This is a genomic window from Roseobacter sp. EG26, from assembly GCF_049830555.1.
Taxonomy (GTDB): Bacteria; Pseudomonadota; Alphaproteobacteria; order Rhodobacterales; family Rhodobacteraceae; genus Roseobacter.
In genome coordinates this window covers 110,552-131,862 of record NZ_JBNBLH010000005.1, presented here as the reverse complement: position 1 = coordinate 131,862, position 21,311 = coordinate 110,552, and the positions used below count along the sequence as shown (strand labels likewise).

General features: G+C 56.9%; 16 protein-coding genes. 3 read left to right on the top strand and 13 right to left on the bottom strand.

From position 1 onward, the window contains the following. Positions 1-204 precede the first annotated feature (204 nt). The gene (locus ACOTTU_RS12860; protein ID WP_425658546.1) at positions 205-1,449 is read right to left on the bottom strand and encodes a hypothetical protein; all 1,245 of its coding nucleotides are present in this window, start codon (positions 1,447-1,449) and stop codon (positions 205-207) included. Positions 1,450-1,487: 38 nt separating this feature from the next. Between ACOTTU_RS12860 and lepA the strand changes: the two genes are divergently transcribed. Both lepA and ACOTTU_RS12850 read left to right on the top strand, forming a co-directional pair. After that, positions 1,488-3,287: a translation elongation factor 4 gene (lepA, locus tag ACOTTU_RS12855; RefSeq protein ID WP_425658544.1), complete on the top strand. Its 1,800-nt coding sequence runs from the start codon at positions 1,488-1,490 to the stop codon at positions 3,285-3,287. A gap of 312 nt (positions 3,288-3,599) precedes the next feature. Continuing rightward, positions 3,600-4,376 carry a hypothetical protein gene (locus ACOTTU_RS12850; protein ID WP_425658541.1) on the top strand — a complete coding sequence of 259 codons (777 nt, stop codon included), beginning with the start codon at positions 3,600-3,602 and terminating at the stop codon, positions 4,374-4,376. 1,464 nt (positions 4,377-5,840) lie between these two features. Here the strand turns inward: ACOTTU_RS12850 and ACOTTU_RS12845 are convergent. The 8 genes from ACOTTU_RS12845 to ACOTTU_RS12810 all read right to left on the bottom strand — a co-directional run bounded on the left by ACOTTU_RS12845 (position 5,841) and on the right by ACOTTU_RS12810 (position 12,616). Continuing rightward, on the bottom strand, positions 5,841-5,957 hold the full coding sequence (locus tag ACOTTU_RS12845) for an entericidin A/B family lipoprotein (protein WP_298913692.1): 117 nt from the start codon (positions 5,955-5,957) through the stop codon (positions 5,841-5,843). 197 nt (positions 5,958-6,154) lie between these two features. Beyond that, positions 6,155-6,634 carry a class I SAM-dependent methyltransferase gene (locus ACOTTU_RS12840; protein ID WP_425658539.1) on the bottom strand — a complete coding sequence of 160 codons (480 nt, stop codon included), beginning with the start codon at positions 6,632-6,634 and terminating at the stop codon, positions 6,155-6,157. Then, positions 6,631-7,392 (bottom strand): polysaccharide deacetylase family protein, encoded by a 762-nt coding sequence (locus tag ACOTTU_RS12835; RefSeq protein WP_425658538.1) that lies wholly within the window; start codon positions 7,390-7,392, stop codon positions 6,631-6,633. Before ACOTTU_RS12835 ends, ACOTTU_RS12840 begins: the two co-directional genes overlap by 4 nt. Then, positions 7,389-8,528, bottom strand: a complete 1,140-nt coding sequence (locus ACOTTU_RS12830; protein ID WP_425658536.1) for a glycosyltransferase family protein — start codon at positions 8,526-8,528, stop codon at positions 7,389-7,391. Before ACOTTU_RS12830 ends, ACOTTU_RS12835 begins: the two co-directional genes overlap by 4 nt. Continuing rightward, the gene (locus ACOTTU_RS12825) at positions 8,525-9,109 is read right to left on the bottom strand and encodes a histidine phosphatase family protein (RefSeq protein ID WP_425658535.1); all 585 of its coding nucleotides are present in this window, start codon (positions 9,107-9,109) and stop codon (positions 8,525-8,527) included. Before ACOTTU_RS12825 ends, ACOTTU_RS12830 begins: the two co-directional genes overlap by 4 nt. Continuing rightward, a complete protein-coding gene (locus ACOTTU_RS12820; RefSeq protein ID WP_425658533.1) occupies positions 9,106-10,110 on the bottom strand; it encodes a glycosyltransferase family 4 protein in 1,005 nt (334 codons plus the stop codon). The genes ACOTTU_RS12825 and ACOTTU_RS12820 overlap by 4 nt, the downstream gene beginning before the upstream one ends. Positions 10,111-10,175: 65 nt before the next feature. Continuing rightward, positions 10,176-11,423 carry a glycosyltransferase family 4 protein gene (locus tag ACOTTU_RS12815; protein ID WP_425658531.1) on the bottom strand — a complete coding sequence of 416 codons (1,248 nt, stop codon included), beginning with the start codon at positions 11,421-11,423 and terminating at the stop codon, positions 10,176-10,178. Continuing rightward, on the bottom strand, positions 11,420-12,616 hold the full coding sequence (locus tag ACOTTU_RS12810; RefSeq protein ID WP_425658962.1) for a glycosyltransferase family protein: 1,197 nt from the start codon (positions 12,614-12,616) through the stop codon (positions 11,420-11,422). Before ACOTTU_RS12810 ends, ACOTTU_RS12815 begins: the two co-directional genes overlap by 4 nt. Positions 12,617-12,932: 316 nt before the next feature. Between ACOTTU_RS12810 and ACOTTU_RS12805 the strand changes: the two genes are divergently transcribed. Continuing rightward, on the top strand, positions 12,933-15,293 hold the full coding sequence (locus ACOTTU_RS12805; protein WP_425658529.1) for a mechanosensitive ion channel family protein: 2,361 nt from the start codon (positions 12,933-12,935) through the stop codon (positions 15,291-15,293). Between the two features lie 3 nt (positions 15,294-15,296). On the opposite strand, the gene ACOTTU_RS12800 is transcribed toward ACOTTU_RS12805, so the two are convergent. From ACOTTU_RS12800 to ACOTTU_RS12785, 4 genes are read right to left on the bottom strand one after another with little or no spacing between them, the layout of a single operon-like run. Then, the gene (locus ACOTTU_RS12800; protein WP_298913717.1) at positions 15,297-16,451 is read right to left on the bottom strand and encodes an ABC transporter permease; all 1,155 of its coding nucleotides are present in this window, start codon (positions 16,449-16,451) and stop codon (positions 15,297-15,299) included. After that, entirely contained in the window at positions 16,448-17,476 is a 1,029-nt protein-coding gene (locus tag ACOTTU_RS12795; protein WP_298913720.1) for an ABC transporter permease, read from the bottom strand. Before ACOTTU_RS12795 ends, ACOTTU_RS12800 begins: the two co-directional genes overlap by 4 nt. Next, positions 17,473-19,395, bottom strand: a complete 1,923-nt coding sequence (locus ACOTTU_RS12790) for an ABC transporter substrate-binding protein (protein WP_425658527.1) — start codon at positions 19,393-19,395, stop codon at positions 17,473-17,475. Before ACOTTU_RS12790 ends, ACOTTU_RS12795 begins: the two co-directional genes overlap by 4 nt. After that, a complete protein-coding gene (locus ACOTTU_RS12785; RefSeq protein ID WP_425658525.1) occupies positions 19,388-21,157 on the bottom strand; it encodes a dipeptide ABC transporter ATP-binding protein in 1,770 nt (589 codons plus the stop codon). Before ACOTTU_RS12785 ends, ACOTTU_RS12790 begins: the two co-directional genes overlap by 8 nt. Positions 21,158-21,311 lie beyond the last annotated feature (154 nt).

The following is a 21,311-nucleotide window of genomic DNA, read 5'->3' as shown; positions in this document are numbered from 1 at the left end:
GATGTGCTTTCAGTAATAAGTCGCATCCGGATCAAGAGGGTGAGCGGCGTCCCGGGAGAACTGGAAGCATGCCGTTCCGTTGTTTCCGCGCGGCGCGTCCGAACCGAGGGGTGGGAAGCAAAGCGCCCGCCCCGTGGGGGCGGTTCGGGCGCTGCCCAATCTCCGATTGGGCATTCTGCAACAGTAAAACTTTTGAGTATTTGCCTACGGCAGCAACGGGAGCCAATTCAATGCCGCGTCAATCAGCTTTGCGATTTTATCGCCGTTGCCGGTCACAAAGGCCAAACCGGCTGCGCCACCCGCTGTACCGAAAGCTATCCCGAATGCGCCAGAAGCCGCATCAACGGCTTTGTCGATTTTCTGGGCAGCCCAAAGTCCTGTTGCTTTGACGACTCCCACCAATACTTCGACCGCCCTTTGTACGGCTGATGTGTCCGGATTTTCCAAACCGGCCTGTTCTCGTAATTCACTTGCAGCGACCCAAATGATTGTTTCGACCGGTTGTGTAGGCAAGCTGTCGTCAATCAGGGACGGTGGATTGTTGTCGCCGATACCCCGCGTACCCGGCTCGGCCTGATACGCGATCTCTGCCAATTCCGTGGCCAGGGTGTGCACGTCGAATTTCGCGCGAATTTCCGCAATCCGCCGCGCAACGGTGGTCGGTCCAGCCTCCCATTCGTCGTCGGTGATTTCGGTTGCAACTTTAAACTGAATTTCCCAGTTGATCGGGTTGCCAACGATCACGCCTTCGAACCATTGCGTCCAAAACATCCAATCTGGGCCGCGCCTGTGAAGGCCATTTAACGCCTCGTGGGCTACAAAAGGAGGAGCGGATATGTTCTTTTCTCTGTCTGTTTCGCCACCTTCTTCGTCTTGCGATAATAAATACAAAGGAACGTCGAGCCCGCGGCGTCCTGACATGGCAGATCCGGAACCGTCGTCAATCAGATTGTAATCTACGTCATTGTCTTCTTCGCATGCAGCAATCGCAGCCGCAATTGCTGCGGTTGAAAAGGAAATCGTTTTTTCTTCTTGATTAGACGCATCCCAAGAAACAACAGCGCGTGCCAAATTTCGATATGCGTCAAATATAAGTAACTGCCGATTAGTGGGGTCGCCCCAACTCGGTTTCGTTCGTTCAACAATGTTTGCCAAATCTGTTTTGAGGCCCGGATCGTCAAACGCCAATTCAACCGTGGTGAACAGTGCGATCCTAAGAAGATACAAAATACCGTTGTCAGCTTCCTCTGACGGCCAATTGTCCCCATCGCCAAAGTATTCATTTTGAGGCGTATTTGACATGGCTGGAAGAGATCGAAGGCATGCTCTTAGAGCGGAACGGATAGTTGCGCCACTCGGAAAAGGCGCAGCTATGAAGTCTAGATCGGCAAGAAGTTCTTCTTGCAAGCGTTTAACTTCCGCTTCTGCTGTTCCCGAATAGTCGATCACCTTGACCAGCCCCTAAAACCACACCATATCCCTGCACCATGACACCGCTTTCACATATCCGCAATTTCTCCATCGTCGCCCACATCGACCACGGGAAATCCACGCTGGCCGACCGGCTCATCCAGTCCACCAACACCGTGGCCGACCGGGATATGAAAGAACAGATGCTCGACAGCATGGACATCGAGCGCGAGCGCGGCATCACCATCAAGGCCCAGACCGTGCGGATCAATTACACCGCGCAGAACGGCGAGGAATACGTGCTCAACCTGATCGACACCCCCGGCCATGTGGATTTCGCCTATGAGGTCTCCCGCTCCATGCGCGCGGTCGAAGGCTCGCTGCTGGTGGTCGACAGCACGCAAGGGGTCGAGGCGCAGACGCTGGCCAATGTCTACCACGCCATCGACGCCGATCATGAAATCGTCCCCGTTCTGAACAAGATCGACCTGCCCGCGTCGGATTGTGACCGCGTGGCCGAACAGATCGAGGATGTGATCGGCATTGATGCCTCCGGCGCCATTCAGGTCTCCGCCAAGACCGGGCAGGGGATTACCGAAACGCTGGAATCCATCGTCCAGAACCTGCCCGCCCCCAAGGGCACCCGTGACGCGCCGCTCAAGGCCATGCTGGTCGATAGCTGGTACGACAGCTACCTCGGCGTCATCGTTCTGGTGCGCATCATGGACGGCGTGCTGAAAAAGGGCGACCGCATCCGCATGCTGTCGAACAACTCCACCCACCACGTGGACCGCATCGGTGTCTTCCGCCCCGCCATGACCGTGATTGATGAACTTGGCCCCGGCGAGATTGGCTTTCTGACCGCCTCCATCAAACAGGTGCGCGACACCCGCGTCGGCGACACCATCACCCACGAAAAGAAGGGCACCGAAACCGCACTGCCCGGCTTCAAACCTTCGCAGCCGGTGGTCTTCTGCGGCCTCTTCCCCGTGGATTCCGCCGAATTCGAAGACCTGCGCGACGCCATCGAAAAACTCGCCCTCAATGACGCCTCCTTCTCCTCCGAAATGGAAACCTCCGCAGCACTTGGCTTCGGCTTCCGCTGCGGTTTTCTGGGCCTTTTGCACCTCGAGGTCATCCGCGACCGGATCGAACGCGAATATGACATCGAACTGATCACCACCGCGCCCTCCGTCATCTACCACATCCACATGAAGGATGGCACGATGATGGAACTGCACAACCCCGCCGATATGCCCGACCTCACCCTCGTCGATCACCTTGAAGAGCCGCGCATCAAGGCCACCATCCTCGTGCCCGACGACTACCTCGGCGATGTGCTCAAACTCTGTCAGGACCGGCGCGGCATCCAGATGGACCTCACCTACGCCGGCTCCCGCGCCATGGTGGTCTACGATCTGCCGCTCAACGAAGTCGTCTTTGATTTCTACGACCGGCTGAAATCCGTGACCAAGGGCTATGCCTCTTTCGACTACGCCATGATCGGCTACCGGCAGGACAATCTGGTAAAGATGTCGATCTTCGTGAACGATGAACCGGTGGACGCGCTCTCCACCATGGTGCACCGCGACCGGGCCGAGGCGCGGGGCCGTGCCATGGTCGAAAAGCTGAAAGATCTGATCCCCCGCCACATGTTCAAAATCCCCATCCAGGCGGCCATCGGCGGCAAAGTGATCGCCCGCGAAACCTTGTCTGCGATGCGCAAGGACGTGACCGCCAAATGCTACGGAGGCGACGCCACGCGCAAACGCAAACTGCTGGACAAGCAGAAGGCGGGTAAGAAGAAGATGCGGCAGTTTGGGAAAGTGGATATCCCGCAGGAAGCGTTTATTTCCGCCTTAAAAATGGACGGCTGAAAGCCACCATTTTTACGGCGAGTGCGGAAAAGGCGCTTTTGCGCAGCAAAAGCTGCCGACCGGCACCCGGTTCAGGTTGAGTACTGATTTGAAAGTAGATGGGTGGCAGCGTGGTGCGGCGCGTTCCCATTCAGTGCATCTTGGACGCCGCCGGTTTAATTATCCGGAAGACCATTCGAAACCTATGTCCTGCAGAACTGAGGGCGGCGACCGGCCGCGGGCGCTGCCCCTGCAGAGCTTGGCGCGGATAACCGTGGTTATCCAGCAGAATATCATCTAAGTTGGCCGGAATTCTTGAAAAGAACGATTTAGATGGCCAAAGTACAGGACGCATTGAAGTTTCTATCGCATCCAATGACAACTTTGGTGTTTCTTGCATTTGGCGCACTCCAAGCTCACTTCGTAATGGTTTTCCATTTCCTAAACCTAAAAAACTATTTGTATTTTGGCTTGAAGAACAACGCCGACTTTTTCTACGTCGCAATTTCCGATCTTGCAGTTGCGTCTGTTGTGGGCCTTTTAGTTGCGACTTGCTTTGACATCACAGCAAATGAGTTACCGGAGCGTTGGCAAAAAGGCGATAAAGCTCGCAAGGCTTGGGACTACGTTCGAAACAACCGTGTCAGTTTACGAATATTTTTTGTCTCGCTTGCGTTCATATATTTTTACGTGGGCTGGGACGGCCTGTTTTTGTACTCCAACCAACATCTTGGCCTAGGTGCGAAACTTTCAGCGACTATGATAATTTTTTACTTTCTACAAATGAACCATTTTTTCATGGTGATGAACAATGAGAATGCTTTTGAAGAGTATACAGGTAAGAAATCAAATCGATCCGTGCCTAGGGACCCCGAAAGCAGGAGAAAAAGAGTCATCGTAGCCGTTATCGTCGGCTTAATTGCAATCTCGGCCTTTAAAGCCTCAGCTATGCTATCGACGGATAGGGTCGAAATTACCATGTCAGAAGAGGTGGTGTCAGGAGCCATTATCACCAGAGGATCAGATGACATTTTGATTTTTGCACCGGCTTGCGATTGTTTCAGACTTTTAAATATGGATACGATCGACGAATTAACGATATTGAACTAACTAAACGGCTAGCCACGTGGATGCCCAATCCCTTTGGGATTTACAGCGCCCGAACCGCCCCCACGGGGCGGGCGCTTCGCTTCCTGCCCCTCGGTTCGGGCTCCGCGTAGTTCGACACACATCGCCAAACAACAAAAGCGCCTCTCCCCCGGGGCTCCGCCCGTTGTCACCTCAAATGATCCCCCGGATCATTTGCCGGGCTGCGCCCGGTCCGGTGCCAACCCCCTCGGTTCGGGTCAGCCTGCGCGGAACGCGCGGGCGTCACCGACAGAGCGTTGGCACAACCAACGTGGAGTCGGCGCGGTGCGTCAGTGAAACCTTCCGATAGCTTCCCTGGCGAATTTCTCGCGAAATCCGCGTTCGACACTTCGAACAGTCCCCCGGACTGTTCAATCCGGCTGCGCCGGACCGTGTCTCACCCCCCCACCAAAATATGACTCAATGTCATACGCGCTGTGCACAGCCTGTGCACGCAAGTCATACCGTCAAAATCATCGAATGTTACCCCAATCCAAAACAAGTGGGCACAGTCTTTATCCGGGGCCCCATCCGCATTCAACGCCTCCTCCATGGGCGCGGAATCACGTCTAATTGCCATAGAAAACCTCTCAAAATGTCTGCACGTATGACATGTATTCCCGCGTGGTTTTCAATCGTGTAACCAGGCCGAAAACCAGAGGAAATTTGACTTATCCACCAATTACCCACAGGGAAAACACAAGCAAATTCAATATGTTATCCACAAGAAATTTCACGATTCCTTCATTTTTCTGTTGCGCGACTCAGGTTGAAAGCGCAACCTTTAGATACCGCAACGGAGTTCACTGAACGAAGGAGCGGACGCAAAGGCCCCTCAGGGTGGCGGGCGAGATGGGATAGGCGCTTCGGTGTCAGGTCTGTTTCGTTCAAAATCAAGAGGATACAGGTCGGATCGTGTGGGCTCGAAAGGGCCGTGACGAGGGTCTGAATTGGCTGAAGTAGGTCTTACCGGAAGGGCTCGCAAGGGCTTGAAAGGACGGCAGATTTCGGTTGGGTTGAGTGGGGAACGGTTGGTTTTCGGATCGACGGTTTCGGCTGGGAGGGGTAACGCTCTCAAGCAAGCTGGGCCAAATGTCGCCCTCTGGGGGGATGATGAGGTTCAAGAAGGCGTCAGGATGTGCCGCAAGGCATGGAAAGGACTTCGGTTCGATCCCCTGGCGCCTTTCGCTTTTTTCAGAACGTTTCAAACCAACGATGATCGCGCCCGAGCGCCGTTTGTGCTAGGTGGCTCAGCTCCGGATTGCGCTCGATCATGTGGTTCATTGATCCGCTTCAGATCGGGTAACCCTTATTTGACATATATTCCGGTGTACGGCCTGTGCACAGGTCGTGCATGTCTGTCACAGGCGGAAACGTGAAAGCCCGGCCCCTTCAAGGGCCGGGCCAAAGGGGGCTTAGCTCCGGTTCGCCCAAAGCGGCGGCCAATCAGATCGCGTCGTCCAGCGCTTGCCCCGCATTTTGGACGTCACGGCCCACACCTTTGGTCGTCTCACACGCAGCAAGAGCCAGAATGGTTGTTAGGGCAAGAGCAAGTCTGATCATCAGGAAAGTCCTTTGTTGAGGTATGTTTGCAAGATGAATATACCGCATTCCGCACTCAGTTCACGCGAAAAATCGGATCCTATTCCGGCTTGGATATCTCGGAGCTCTGCTGGCTCAACCATAGACCTCTCAAGTGGCTCGCCAGGGCCTTGGATTTCCCATCCACCACCTGTTTTTGCGCCCGACAGCCATTCGTTTCAAGGTGCGCGAAAGAAGAGGTACCTTTCAGGGTCAATCGTATCCGGGCCCGAAATCTTGGTAAATCCGGTCAGGGGTTGCTGGCTGACCAGCAATCCACCTGAAACCATCAGTGGTGCGATCAGAGGCGAAAGGCGAGCTCCCTCTTTCACATCCAGATCTTTGATTCCAAACCCAAAATCGTAATGGGCAAGGGCGAATTTCTGACCCCTGCGGCCCAGTTCCCGCAACATGTCATCAGCTTCCCCCAAAAGAAAGTTCTCTTCGGGAGGCACGCAGGACGGATGGGGTTGCAGGACGCGGTCGATGACCCAGATGCGCCGGGTGGGCAGTTGCTGCCTGAGATGATCGTAAGTGCGGCCATTCCCAAGGCCCAATTCCAGAACATCTCCGCCAATATCTCCAATGGCTTCAGCAGCCCAATTGAGGCCGTCGATTTGCGCAGACAGCCTGCGACGCATGGATTCCAGTCGGCTCATGGGATTTCCTCAATGGATGTGGAGAGAGATTTTTCATATCCGCCACCGCTGAGCAATTCGCTTAGAAACATCCGCGAAAACGCCCAGATTTCAGGTATGTGCACTAAATGATGTGTCAGATAACCCATTGGTTCGGTGGCATCGGACTTTCCCTCAGTGCGGTCAGATAGGTTCTGACAGGTTCTGGCGATGAGGATTTCCGGGTCGACCAGGCCACGGGTTCCACGCCAGGCGATGGGATCGACATGTGTGTTTATCGTGATCAAACTGTGTGCCGAACTCACGGTCTCTCTTGGCGAAAAAGTGGATACGACTTTGTAGCCAACATCGGCCAGAGGCTTGTGATAGGCGTCACTCAAACGGTTCCATGGCGCCACGAATGCGGGAATGAAACGCTTTCCAAAAAGCTGGCGCATCTGCGAAAAACCACGCTCTAGGTCAAAACTCGCATCAACCCGAAAGTGGCCAAACTCTGCTTTCTTCTCACCTTCAGGAGCTTGGTTCTGATGCCGCCATCCATGGGCGACTGGAAGAACATGGGGCAGGGGGGCGATGGCGGCGGCAAGTGTCGGTTCCGCAAGCCCCGGAATAACCGCAAGATGGACAGGCATGCGGAGTTCTTCTGACAGTCTGCAAAGCTGCTCGAATTCAGGGGTGGCCCTGACTGCGTCATCATCACGCCACCAGATCGGAAGTGCCACATCAGCGGCGCGCAGCCGGGCCAACTCCCGGCGCAAAGGGCTCCAATCGACTTTCACTTTATGCGCTCCGCGAGTGCCTCGATGATCCTGACCGAATGGCCAGCGCCTTCGAAATTCGTGGCTTGAACGCTTCGTCGAGGTGAGGAGCGGACCAGGTCCAGGCTCTTCAGCAAACTGGTGGGGGTCACGTCGGAACTACGCAAGAGTGCGATACCCGGAAGCAGGGCAAGTGCCTCGGCGCGCAAGGTCTGCTCGACCTCTCCACCTGCATCAAAGGGGATGAATACGGCGGGTGTTCCAGCCTGCAATATGTCAAGCGCGGTATTGTAGCCGCACATCGAGACCGATGCTTCGGCATGGCGAAGCATTTGACGAAAATCAGCGCGTGCGGGCTCAACAATCACGTTTGATGTCGCTTCAGAGTGTAGTTGATGCACCAGTTCCTGCGCACGTTGGCCGCCCACGAGAATTCGCCAGTGCCACTCCGGGCGGGCTGCGGCGGCGTTTACTACCTGCCGGAACAACTCTGCGCCAACATCGCCGCCACCTGCGCTGACCAGAATTTCGCCTGTACCGGCCTCGGTCGGGTGATCACGGGGCGCCTCGGCGGCTACGAACCCTGTATAGTGCAGGTATGGTTCGAGCTTTGATGTGACCGGCCAGCTGGCCTTCAACGGAGTGATTTGGCGGTCTGAATGCACCAAAACGGCGTCGTAGAAGGTTTCGACCATATCTTCGGTAGCAAGTGCTTTCGCGGGTTTTGAGGGCGGCGCGAGGATGTCACGGATTGATGCACAGACCAGCGGTCGTATGGGTCGTTCACGCGCTTCGGTAAGCATTGCCACAAACTCATCGCGCAGAACGCGCCGCCCGAATGGGAAAAGTTCGGTGATGATGACGTCGGGTTGAACCTCAAGCACGTTGGCAAGCAAACTGTCTTGTCGCGCCTTCAGGTATTGAGCGCTGGCAATCCGGTTTTCAGCATCGATTAGTTTCGTGAAATTTACTCCATCAGACCGCAGCGGCGGCAGTTGCATGAAGGTGATCTGGGAATAGTTCAGATGTGCTGCCGGCATACCCCCAGATACCACCCAAACGGCGTGACCAGCCTTTTTGAAGGCGCGCGCAAGCGTCAGCGCCCGTGCAAGGTGACCGGTTCCAAGCAGGTGGGTGACAACAATCATGACTTTCATGAACTGTGCGCCTCCAACTTCAGAGGAGAGGGTTGCTGCGTCCAACTGCCCGCTTCGATGCCAAGCACATAGAGCCGGTTGCGCTTGATCTGAAAAGGCGCGGGGCCGTCAAAATCCCAACCACTTGCATGCGCGAGCAAGACCCGCATCACCCCGATGTGGCAAACTGCAACTGTATCGCTGGCAAGGGCATGAACCCACGGAACGAGACGTTCTCTGAGATCGGCCGGGCTTTCGCCATTGGGCGGGCAATAGGACCAACCCCATTGCTCAATATCCCTGAAACCCGACGTGGGATCAGTTTGCAGGTCGATGCCACGTTTGCCTTCCCACTCTCCCCAATTCATCTCCATCAGGGCGGGCTCTGTCCGTGGTGCCCGCCCGGAAATCAGACGGGCAGTTTCGCAAGCTCTTTCCAGTGGGCTGGCACATAGCTGTGCGTTGCGCCATGGCGCGGGCAAGACCAGTTTTGAAAGTTGCGCTACTGCATCGGAATCCAGCGGTACGTCCGTTCGCCCCTGTATCCGGCCTTGGCGGTTCCAGGAGGTATGGCCATGTCGTAGCAACGCCAATCGGATCATGGGGCCAGCTCCGCGATGGTTTGGCAAAGAACACGGCTGGCTGCGGGCATCAAGTGATGATCTGCGACGTATTTGCGCGCTGCTTGTCCACGCGCAATACGCGCGCCGCTGTCTCCAAGCAGAGCGTCTAAGTCCCGGGCCAGTGCCTCGGGGCCGCGTTCGGGCTCGGGATAGACACCCGGTGCCAACACATCGCAAACCCCGGGCCGTCGTTGCGCCACCACAGGCAAAGCGGCGGCCTGGGCCTCGAGATAGGTCATGCCGAACGCTTCATTCACGCCGGGCCAAAACAACAGGCTGGCCTCGGAATAGAGCTTCTGCATGTCGCTTTCATCCAGCGACCCGCGCAAATCGACGCGATCTCCAAACTCCTGCATCATGGAGGCCACAGCATCGAGGGCCGGCCCATTGCCGGCGATAACAAGATGCCATTCCGGGGTTTCCAGCAATTTGAGCGCATCAGCGATCAACTGGTAGGACGCGAATTTATCGCCATGCCGCAACATGCCCACGCTCAGCATCGGGCCGAAACCGGAACTTGCGGGCGGCAGTTCTACGCGTGGCAGGAAAGGGCACAGGTGCTTGATCTGTTGATGTGATGGCCCATAGGCGTGCAGGGCTTCCGCGTCCCTTTCCGTCAGATGAAAAATGACCTGAGCTGCATCGCTGGCCGCTTCGGCGGCTTGGGCGAAATGAGCCCATGGTCCCTTGAGGCGTTTGCGCGCGCGGGTGGCTTCGATCTGAACATACGGCAGGTTCAGGGCCGCTGAAACCGTCGGGCCCACGAGGTCGGGCGCTTTGTAGTAGCTGTGATAGGTCACCCATACCTGCCAGTCGGTCCGGAGCCCCTGATCAATCAAACGGTTGATCTCTGCGTCAGCCTGTTCAAAAAGCCGCGCCTGGACTTCTTTGTCTCCGGCTTTGTCCCGCGTTTGTAGTGTCGAGACGACTTCTGCTGTCACACCCCCGTAATCAAGCGCTTTCAGGAGCGCGCGACCCATGGCTCTGTCACCTGATGGCACTGGGTGGCCAGGCGGCTTCATCGGTGCATAAAAAGCAATTTTTCTCACGAGGGCAGGTCCATCATCTGCCTGAGCCGCTTCGCCAGATGCGCAATCCCCGGGGCCATCTGGAAGTCGGACATCAGCCGCTCAAAGGCTGCTTCGGCCATCTTTTCCCCCAGCGCGGGGTCAGCCGCCAGGCGCTGAACTTCACTTGCGATACTCTGCGGCGCGTCATCCGTCAGAAGACCGTGAATGCCATTGTCGATAAACTCCGGAATAGCAGATACCGGGGTCGACAGGATTGGCAGTTTCTGGCTGGCCGCTTCCATCAGCACGTTGGGCAGCCCGTCTCTGTCACCGTCCTCTGCTACCCTGCTCGGCAAGACAAACAGATCGGCGGCGCGCATTTCTGCAATCACCTCGGGCTGATCGCAGGCACCGCGCCAGGTGATGCGATCTGCGACCCCGTGTTCAAGGGCCAAGCGCTGCAATTCTTCCTTGAGCGCGCCACCACCGATATGGGTCCAATGCCAATCCAGCGATTTCGGCAGCTGGGCCAATGCATGGATCAGCCGGTCAAATCCCTTCTTCTCCACCAGACGTCCAACAGACATCAGGGCCATGGGCTCGTCCGGTTTGCGCCTCTTTTTCTCTGGCGGAGGTGGAAAACGTTCCAGGTCAAGCCCATGGTACACGAGGTCCACACGGTCCTTGCGATCCGCCAACGAATTCAGATGTTCAGCGCCAAAAGCTGTGCACGTGGCCCCGAATTCGGCACCATGGCTGTCAGCGGCAAGTTTTTCGCGCAACTCCCACTCTGGCGATGTCCAGATGTCCTTGGCATGCGCGGAGAAGGACCAGGGAATGCCTCTCAGCATCGCTGCATAGCGGGCAACCGATGAAGGGGTGTGCAGAAAATGCGCATAGAGACCCAGTGTCGCGTCGGGCAATTCGCGCGCCAGAACGCAGGCTTGCCCAAATCGCCTTAGCCGGTTTGGCGTCCGCTCCCGCGCATAATCCGCACGGATCATACGCCATGTTTTCGCAAAACCAGGTTGCGTCACCGCATTGATGAAACCTCTGGCGACGCGCAGCGGTTCGTCCCGCAGATATTCGGGCAAATAGTGAACGGCGGCTTGCAGGCGATCATGCAACGGATGAGTTTTCTTGTCCGTTGGATGTCGCAAGGACCAGATTTCGAAATCAATGCCGGCCGCTTCGAGTGCCACTAATTCCTGGGCGATGAATGTCTCCGACAGCCGCGGCCATCCTTTGACAACAACGCCAAGTCGCGCAGTCTCCGACGTCATCGCGCCGCCATGAGGGCCGTCGCACGATCGACGACCACATCGAGACCGTCCAAAAGGCCGTCGGCGCCGGCTTGAGACGGCTTTTGCTGGCTCGGCAAGGCGCGAATAAACTTGACCATCGTCTGCGGGTTCATCCCATCGCGTTTTTCGTCCAGCATGCGGACGAGGCCAAGCTCTTCGGCGCGTGACGCCCGTATCCACTGTTCCAGGCGCGGCACGGTGCGCGGGACGATCACCGCGCGCTTGTCGAAAGACAACACCTCGCAGAACGTGTTGTAGCCGCCCATTGAGATGACACCTTCAGCTCCGGCGAACAGGGCTTCGATACGAGCGTCAAACCCCAAGGCGGTAACGCGCCCGTTCAACTTGGCCACCCGCGCGTCGAAGGCGTCCCGCACGTCGCCGGAAAGAAATGGCCCATAAACCAGCACAGCGTGCGGGGTGAGTGTCGGGTCAGTTTCGTAAGCTTCCAGAACAAGGCTGACCATTGCCTGACCGTCCCCGCCGCCACCCGGCGTGATCAACACATATGGCACGTCCGGGGTCTCTGCCGCGTCGGTGACCTCCCGTCGCAGATAACCTGTCCAATGAATGCGTTTGCGGGTGTCATCTGACAGCGGCAATCCTTGCGTCGGGTCATAGACCGACCGGGGGCCATAGACCCAGATTTCATCGTAAAAGCGCTCTGTCGCGTCCACGGCGCCTTTTCGTTCCCATTCCGCCGCCAAAACGGCCGGTTCGTCCAGAACGTCCCGCAATCCCAAAACACAACGGGCGGATTTACGTTTGGCCATCCATTCCAGTGTTGGCAGCAATTCTCCGCGAAAGCCGGTGGGTTCCTTGTCTACCACCAGAAGATCTGGGTCGTATTGTTCGACGGCCGTCTGTATCAGACCGGACCGCAGCGCCGTTGTCTCGTCGATATCAAGACCCAGGGTCTGGCTGACATATGACCCGTCGGGCAATTTTGTGACACCGGGCAAGCGGACGTGATCGACGCGTTCGGGAAAAGTGAAGCGCCCGGCAACCGGGGATCCGGTCAGGATGATAGCCGAAGCACTTGGATCGGATGCGGTCAGCGCAGAGGCCAGCGCGCGCGATCTGCGCAAATGACCCAGGCCAAAGGTGTCGTGGCTGTAAAGCATGACACGTACAGAGCGCTCAGAAGCGCCAACTTGAGCTGTTCGTATCATCTCTTCCACCGTACCCGTTCGATCAGACACATTCATGACATCACACTCATCCACGTGTCTGCGCGGGTGGCGTACACCCTGGAGAGCCGTTTCCGCAATACGTAAGACCCTGCTATCAGCGGCAATTTCGGGCGCATAGGCCAGTCCTTGTGTCTTTTTACAGGGTCTCGCCCATCCTTTCATTCTTCTTTGGCACAAAAGTTAATGAGGTGCAAAACACGACTGATCGCCGGAGTTTCAACTGATGTGCAATTGCAATGGTATGCCGCGTCCCATACCGTCGCCTAAATTGATTACTTCTACGGATCGTCTCTATATGCGCGCTCTCTGGTTTGCTTTGTGGTTTTTTGCCACCGTAACCTTTGCCATCGGCCAGCCCACCCCTGGCCAGACCCAAGGCTTGGGTTCGCTTGTTGGCCTCGGCGCAAGTCAGAGCAGCGAAGAAACAGACCAGATATCCGAAATCATGCGGCAGGCGGCGGAGAATGGCGTGGGTGTCGTGGTCATAGACCAAAATGGTCAGCTGCTGACATCACCTGTCGCGAGCGATCCCGCCACCGAAGAACATGCGGACGGGTCAAGCCTGATGAAGGCGCAGGATGCGGTGGTCAATTTCCGGTCGGTGCTGATCGAACGCATTCTCGACCTTCCAAATGCGTTCAACGAAGTACTCTACATCCTGCGTGCCACCAGCCCTGACGGCACCATCAAGGCGTTTTTCGACGCATTGTGGATTTCGCTGCTGCTATTCGCCGTGGGCATGGTTTTCGAAGCGCAGGTTTACGGCAAACGGATCGTCAAGAACTTCGTGGTGTCCCGCATCAGGGAAAAGCCCGAAGGCTATGCTGAAAAGATGCCATTCCTGGTGTTTCGTTTCTTTATGGGCGTTCTGGGCATCATCGTCTCGATGGTGGTTGCCTATATTCTGGGGGCGATCATCTTTGGGCCGCTCGAAGACAAGGCGATGCAATTCACCGTCAGTGTGATCAACACCGCATATTTCATGTGCCGGTTGGTCGCGAACCTCTGGCGCATGGTTTTGTCTCCCTTCCTGGATCAATATCGTATTCCGGTGCTGGAAACGCGTGATGCGCGGCGTCTCTATAATTGGCTTTGGGTGCTTGGGACGGTTGACATCACGGCCATTCTTTTTGGCGTTTGGATTGGTGAGTTAGGGCTGAACTACGATGTCTACGCCTTCCTGTCGTCCTTGATGTCGGCGCTGGTGGTGATGCTGAACATCCTGATGGTTCTGGTCAACAGACGCGCGATTTCGAATGCAATGCGTCAGGGCAAACCGGCGGCTGAATTGAGTTGGGCCGTCAAGATACTGACCGCCCTATGGGCGCCCCTCGTCATTGGATATGTGATCTTCGCCTGGCTGGAACTGACTTATGATCTGGTTCTGGGTAATCCCTCGTCGATCCCGCTGATTGGCGGTGCATATGCAATCCTGATGTCGATTATCGTGGTCTACGGCGTCATCAATTTCGTCATTGAACGCAGCTTCCAACGTGCCCGGGCGCTGCGCGAAATGAACGAAACCCGAATGGACGGAGAAAGCGAGGAAGAAGAGAACGACCCGGATGCCGAGGCGCAACAGATCGACGCGCTGCCGCGACGACACCCTCTGGGGACGTTCGAGGCTCTGGCCCGCCGCGTTGCCGGGATACTCGCTTTTGTCGCGGGCACCTACGCGTTCTTTTACATCTGGGACAACAACTCCGCCCAGATGGTTGAAGGTTTCGCGACGCAGTTGCTGGACATCATGGTCATCATCTTCATTGGCTACATCGTTTTCCACATCTTCCGCATCTGGATCGACAACAAGATACTCGAAGAGCAAGGCGACATGGTTGAAGGTGAGCTGGGAGACGAAGGCGGAGGTTCAAGCGCCAGCCGTCTGGCGACCCTGCTGCCGCTCTTTCGCAACTTCATCCTGATCGTTGTGCTGGTGACAATCACGCTGATTATCCTGCTGGAACTGGGCGTCAATGTCGGACCTCTGTTTGCCGGTGCCGGTGTGGTTGGTGTGGCCGTCGGTTTCGGCTCGCAGGCGCTGGTGCGGGATATCTTCTCAGGTGGGTTCTTTCTGTTTGACGATGCGTTCCGCAAAGGCGAATACCTCGATATCGGCGGCGTCAAAGGCACCGTGGAAAAAATCTCGGTCCGGTCCTTTCAGTTGCGGCACCACTTGGGCGCTTTGCACACGATACCTTTCGGCGAAATTCAGGTGATGACCAATTATTCGCGTGACTGGGTGATCATGAAATTGCCCCTGCGCGTTACTTACGACACGGATGTGGAAAGGGTGCGCAAGCTGATCAAGAACCTTGGGGTCGCGCTGCTGGATGACCCGGTGATCGGCGATAATTTCATCCAGCCGCTGAAGTCACAAGGGGTGATCGAAATGCAGGACTCCGCGATGATCATCCGCGTGAAATTCATGACCAAACCCGGAGATCAGTGGCTGGTGCGCAAGAAAGTCTACGAAGAAATCCGCGCATTGTTCGAGCGCGAAGGGGTCCGGTTCGCCCATAAGGAAGTCACGGTGCGGCTTGCCGACGGCAAGGTCGATGAACTCTCCGAGGAGGACAAAAAGACGATCACGGCCGCCGCGCAGGCGCAGATTGAAGAAGAACTTCTGGACGGCGATGACTTTGGTGACGACCGTTAGAGGTCAGCTCTTGTACGGATCCAGCGAGGCGCGCAGGCCGTCGCCAAGGAAGTTGAAGGCCAGGACCACGAAGATGATGGGAAGCATGGGGATGGCCGTCCATGGGTAGATCTCGATAGAGGCGAGGTTTTGCGCATCGTTGAGCATGACGCCCCAGCTCACCGCAGGGGCGCGCAGGCCCAGACCCAGAAAGCTCAATGCGGTTTCGCCAAGGATCATTGCCGGGATCGACAGGGTTGCCGAAGCGATCAGGTGAGACATGAAGTTGGGTAAGAGATGGCGTCGGATCACGCGGCCCGGTTTGGCGCCCATCATCTCAGCGGCGCGGACGTATTCTTCTTCTCTGAGTGACAGGAATTTACTTCGAACCGCTCGCGCCAGGCCCGGCCAGTCCAGAATGCCCAGGATGATTGAAATGATGAAGAAGACGGCCACCGGCCCCCAGTTCGAGGGCACAGCAGCGGACAAGGCCAACCACAGCGGCAACTCGGGCAGCGAGCGCAGGATTTCGATGGCCCGGTTGATCAGCCAATCTGTTTTGCCGCCAAAATACCCTGCGATGGAGCCAAAGAAGATGCCGAGGGCGAAGGAGACAGTGATGCCGATCAACCCCACCGTCAGCGACAGCTGCGCGCCGTACAGAATGCGGCTGAAGACGTCGCGGCCCAGCCGGTCTGAACCCCAGAGGAAGATGGTGGCCCCTTCCGGCGCGCAGAACAGATGAGTGTCCGACCGGATGAACCCAAAGAGATTGTAGGTCGCCCCCTCACAGAAGAACTGCAAAGGCATCGGGCGGGTTTCATCGGTCTCGTAGGTCCAACGGTAGTTGACGAGGTCAGCGGTCGCTGTGGTCGGATAGACGAAGGGCCCGATAAACTCACCTTCATGCCAGAAATTCACCGATTGTGGGGGCGCATAGAGATAGTCAGCGCTGCGTTCATTGGGCGTGTAGGGGGCTATGAACCCGGCAACGGGTAACATCAGATAGCTCAGCAGCAGAAAAATGCCCGAGATCAACCCCAGCTTGTGGCGTTTGAACTTGCGCCAGACCAGAACCCATGTTGAGGCGTCCATGTCCGAGCGTTCAGGCGCGCTGAGGTCGGTACTGTCGGAATAAGGCGCATCGTCGACAAAGCGACCGTCTGGCAACTGCGTCATGATCCGCGTGCTCCGTACCGGATGCGTGGATCAAGCAGCACCAGCAGCAAATCCGAAATCATCGTACCGATCAGGGTCAACAGCGCCACGAACATCAACACGAAGCCCGCCAGGAACTGGTCCTGGGATTTCAGCGCAGTCAGCAAGGACGGCCCGATGGTCTGTAGCCCCAGGACAACGGAGACCAGAACCGAGCCTGACACCATCGCGGGCAGCAGATTGCCGATATCCGCGACGAAGGGATTGAAGGCCATGCGCAGCGGATATTTGGCCAGCAGCTTTGAGGGGGCGAGGCCTTTGGCCTTGGCGGTTTCGACGTAGGGTTTTGACAGCTCGTCCAGCATGTTGGCCCGCAGGCGCTGCATCATGGCGGCTGCCCCCGAGGTGCCGATCACGAAGGTTGGGACAATCAGATGCACGAGAATGGATTTCACCTTGTCGAAGGACATCGGCTCGCCTTCGAATTCAGGTGACATTAGTCCGCCAATCGGCAAATCGAAATACTTGTTCCCATAGTAAAACAGCATCAGGGCAAGCAGGAAATTGGGTGTGGCCAGACCCAGATAGCCGACGAAGGCGGCTGTGTAGTCAATCCATGTCTCGGATTTCGCGGCGGCGATGACACCCAAGGGTAGCGCAACCAGATAGACAAACAGAACTGCGGCAAGGTTGACGAGTACGGTGAGCCAAAGGGCGTCGCCTACGATCTCTGAGACGGGGCGATCGAACTCAAAAGACCAGCCGAAATTGCCCTGAATGAGCCCGTACCAGCCCTGCGGGCCCGGTGCCATGCCGACCCATATAAGGTACTGTTCCCAGATCGGTCGGTCGAGCGCGTATTCGGTGCGCAGGAACTCCGCCTTGGCGACGCCCTCAGCCTGCCCGGTGGCGCGCAGTTCCGCGATCTGATTGCTGAGGTAGTCGCCCGGAGGCAGGTTGATGATCACGAAAATCATGATCGATACAACCCACAGGGTGAGCAGCATCGTGATGAACCGGTAGATCGCGTATTTGAGAAACATCATTGGGTGAGCTGCTGGAATGGTTCATCGTAGTAGAATTCATCAATACGGTGAATTCCGAAATGCGCCCCGGGATCCCAGGCCCATTTTGCTTCTTCCGGAACATTGCGCAGCCTTTCCGAGACGACCACAGGCTGCGGCGCTTCGGCAAGGATTCCGATGCCGAACTGATGATCCGCATGGATCGCAAGCATTTCGCGCCAAATCTTGGCCCGCTTGTCCGGATCATTGGTGTGATCCCATTCCCAACTGAGTGTCATCAGACGTTGGGCGGCGGGCATGTCCGGTGCTTCACCCAATTCCCCGCCAGTTTGGTAATACTGACCCCATTTGGGCCAGGCGAAGAATTCCTGATGCGTTGGAGCCAGATATTCGGGCGGCGTATAGGGTTGCGGAAGCCCGTTGTCCCAGCCAAACCAGACAGCGGCCATCGACAGCCCAGAATAGACGCGGTTCCGAAGAATGTCGCGGTCCAGGGGGCGCATAATCAGTTTGATCCCGATTTCGCGCCAGGTGTCGGTGACGATGGCAAGCGCGTTTTCAACCTCCTGTCGCTCCCCGGCGGTCTCGATCACAAACTCCATCGGACGCCCGTCGGGCAGTTTACGAATGCCGTCCGGCGTGCGCTCGGTCAGCCCCATTTCATTGAGCAGGGCATTGGCCTTGGTCGGGTAGTAGATTGACCATGAGAAGAGGTTGGCAGGATCAAAGAACGGGCTTTTGGCAAGCGCGGTCATGCCGCCTTCCTTGGCGAGGCCAAAGTAGAGGGCCCGATTGATCATCCGCCGGTCGATGCCCAGACTGAGGGCACGGCGGAACCGGACATCCCGGATAACGTCGCGCCAGACGGGGTCTGCAAAATTGAGGTTTGGATAGATGGTGATCTGGTTGGCCGCCCCATTGGCCCACAGCAGCGTGCGATATCCCGCGCCGTCGTTTTCGCCTTTTTTCAGGATGGAGATATCCGGAAAATCGAGCCCGCGCGCCTGCAGATCAACCTCGCCTGCATTGGCTTTTGCCGCGATCAGCCCACCTCCAACGATCGTCATTTCCACAACATCGATGTAGGGAAGCTGAACCCCGCGCGCATCAATGCGGTGATAATAGGGATTGCGTACAAAAAGATGTCGGCTGGATTTGCTGCCAGAGGCATTCAACCACGGCTGCAAGGTGGGCAAATCCGGATTGTCGAATTTGTACATGTTGTCACGATCATTGTGCAGCGCTGCCCAGGCGCGCACTCTGGCCTTTTTTATCTTTTTTTTCAGGATCTTGGCGTCGGTAAAATCGGCATGAAACTGTTTGAGGTAATGCGCCGGACGATAGATGAAGAACGGGCTGGCCTGCGCCAGCAGTTGTAGGAACTGCGGGTTCGGCGTCGGCCATTCTATGACCACGGTATGATTGTCCGGAAACGATACCTCAGCCAGAACGCCGTCGACAATCATGTTCTGTGGCGGACCCGACGGGTTAAGTTCCTTGTTCAGCGCTACGTGTTTCCAATAGTATTCAAAGTCCTTCGACGTAAAGGGATGCCCGTCCGACCACCGGTGACCCCGCCGCAGATGCAAAGTGAATTTACGTCCCTCAAAGACTTCAAGGTCTCGCAGGATGTCAGGATAGAGCTCGTAATTCTGGTCGTAACCGATCAGCCGCGCGTAGCCATAAACCACCATCTGGCGCACGTCTTTTGACCGTGAAACGAGCGTACGCAGCGTGCCGCCCTGCTCACCGAAACTGCGCCCCTTTGCTTCCAGATCGACAACAAGCGGTTCATCCGGCAACCGTTGCTCCACAGGCGGCAAGGCGCCGTTTTCAACCTCCATCTGCCAGAACGAACTTTCAGCAGGCGTTTGGGGGTCCGCCAACGCCGCGAGCGTGGACATTGCGAGCACAGCAAATGCGGTGATTAGTCTAGACATGGCAACGCACCTTATGTCCGGGTTCGAGTTCTGTCAGCGCCGGCACGGCAATGCCCTCGAAACGGAATTGTTCGGGCCAGCTGGCGGGGGTTCCGGCCCCTTTGGCGACCAAGGTCAAATCAATGGGCCTGTTCACATCCGGTTCGGGCTGTGCGGCGATCAGGGCGCGCGTGTAAGGGTGGCGCGGGTTGTAAAACAGCGTGTCAGGAGGTGCCTGTTCCACGACCACGCCCTGACGCATGACCGCGACCTCATCGGCAATGCGTGCGACCACAGCCAGATCGTGACTGATGAAAAGATAACTTAGACCGGCCCGATCGCGGATATCTTCAAGAAGGGTCAGTATCTGTTCCTGGACGGAAACGTCGAGTGCTGAGGTCGGCTCATCGCACACAAGCAGCACAGGGTCGAGCGTCAGTGCCCGCGCAATCGACAGGCGCTGCCGCTGCCCACCGGAAAAGGCGTGTGGGAAACGACCCAGCATGGATGCATCCAACCCGACCAAACGCAGCATCTCTGCTGCTTTCTCACGACGTTCGGCTTTTGTGCCGAGCTTGTGAATTTCCATGGGTTCGGTCAACGCCTGTTGCACGCGCATGCGGGGGGAAAGGGATGAATAGGGGTCTTGAAATACCATCTGCGCCTGGCGCTGAAATGCAATCCGCTCGGCTTGTGACATGGCGTTGATCTGCACAGGTGTCGCCCCGGCTGCGGGCCGAAACAGCACCTGTCCGCCTTCATCGGGCGTTTCAGCGCCCAGTGCAATCCGGGCGCAGGTTGTCTTGCCTGATCCGCTTTCACCGACAACAGCCAGTGTCTTGCCGCGTTGGAGAGATAAATCAACTTCGTGACATGCCGTGACTGTCATCGGTTTGCTCCATCCGCCCGCGCGCATGGTATAGGTTTTCGACACATTGCGCAGATGCAGGATCAGATCATCATGTTTGCCCTCTCGGGCGGGGGCGGCGACCTCCGGTATCATGGGTGCTGCGGCGAAGAGCTTTTTGGTATAGCCATGCGCGGGGGCGCCCAGAACGGCGGCGGCAGGGCCACGCTCCATCACGCGCCCCTTGTTCATCACAACCACGGATTCCGCCATGTTGGCTACGACGCCAAGGTCGTGGGTCACCAGAATGACGGACATGCCAGTGTCTTTTTGCAAATCCTTGATCAGGCCCAGAACCTGCGCTTGTGTCGTGACATCGAGGGCCGTGGTCGGCTCGTCCGCGATCAGCAAATCGGGTTTCGCAACCATGGCCATGGCAATCATCGCCCGCTGGCGCATCCCGCCGGACATTTCAAAGGGATAGGACCGCCAGACACGGGCCGGGTCCGGAAACCCAACTCTCTCGAAGGTCTCAAGAACGGTTTTCTTGCAGTCTGCCGGGCGCATATTGCGATGAAGCCTGAGCACCTCAGACACCTGATCTCCCAAACGGTGCAGCGGGGACAGCGATCGCATGGGTTCCTGAAAGATCATTGAAATCTGGTCACCCCGAATGGAGCGCATGACGCGCTCGCTGCGGTCGAGCAGATTGATGGCCTTGCCGTTGCACTTGAAATTGATCGTTCCGCCATGAATGCGTGCCGTTTCCGGCAGGATACGCAGAACCGACCGGCAGGTGATTGTCTTGCCTGATCCGCTCTCGCCGACAAGAGCGAGGGTCTCGCCGGGCATAACCTGAAAACTGACGCCGCGCACCACTGGTTCTGACGGCCCAAAGCCAATGCTCAGATCTTGCACATCAAGCAATGGGGTCATCACGCTACAGTCACTTCCTTGCTACTCTTTTCGTCCCAAAAAGCCGCATGTTTGCGCAGACAGTCAACGCGATTTCTCCGCCCGCGTCCAGCGCACAGATACGTGATTATCTTTGTACTACCAATTTTCCCAAATTAGAGGCATTTGTGCAGGA

Coding starts and splice junctions, on each gene's coding strand:
- ACOTTU_RS12795 (WP_298913720.1), bottom strand. CDS start 17,476: ATGATGTTTCTCAAATACGCGATCTACCGGTTCATCACGATGCTGCTC.
- ACOTTU_RS12845 (WP_298913692.1), bottom strand. CDS start 5,957: ATGATCAGACTTGCTCTTGCCCTAACAACCATTCTGGCTCTTGCTGCG.
- ACOTTU_RS12830 (WP_425658536.1), bottom strand. CDS start 8,528: ATGAAAGTCATGATTGTTGTCACCCACCTGCTTGGAACCGGTCACCTT.
- ACOTTU_RS12815 (WP_425658531.1), bottom strand. CDS start 11,423: ATGACGTCGGAGACTGCGCGACTTGGCGTTGTTGTCAAAGGATGGCCG.
- ACOTTU_RS12785 (WP_425658525.1), bottom strand. CDS start 21,157: ATGACCCCATTGCTTGATGTGCAAGATCTGAGCATTGGCTTTGGGCCG.
- ACOTTU_RS12810 (WP_425658962.1), bottom strand. CDS start 12,616: ATGATACGAACAGCTCAAGTTGGCGCTTCTGAGCGCTCTGTACGTGTC.
- ACOTTU_RS12805 (WP_425658529.1), top strand. CDS start 12,933: ATGCGCGCTCTCTGGTTTGCTTTGTGGTTTTTTGCCACCGTAACCTTT.
- ACOTTU_RS12825 (WP_425658535.1), bottom strand. CDS start 9,109: ATGATCCGATTGGCGTTGCTACGACATGGCCATACCTCCTGGAACCGC.
- ACOTTU_RS12850 (WP_425658541.1), top strand. CDS start 3,600: ATGGCCAAAGTACAGGACGCATTGAAGTTTCTATCGCATCCAATGACA.
- ACOTTU_RS12800 (WP_298913717.1), bottom strand. CDS start 16,451: ATGACGCAGTTGCCAGACGGTCGCTTTGTCGACGATGCGCCTTATTCC.
- lepA (WP_425658544.1), top strand. CDS start 1,488: ATGACACCGCTTTCACATATCCGCAATTTCTCCATCGTCGCCCACATC.
- ACOTTU_RS12790 (WP_425658527.1), bottom strand. CDS start 19,395: ATGTCTAGACTAATCACCGCATTTGCTGTGCTCGCAATGTCCACGCTC.
- ACOTTU_RS12840 (WP_425658539.1), bottom strand. CDS start 6,634: ATGAGCCGACTGGAATCCATGCGTCGCAGGCTGTCTGCGCAAATCGAC.
- ACOTTU_RS12820 (WP_425658533.1), bottom strand. CDS start 10,110: ATGGGTCGCGCGCTCCTGAAAGCGCTTGATTACGGGGGTGTGACAGCA.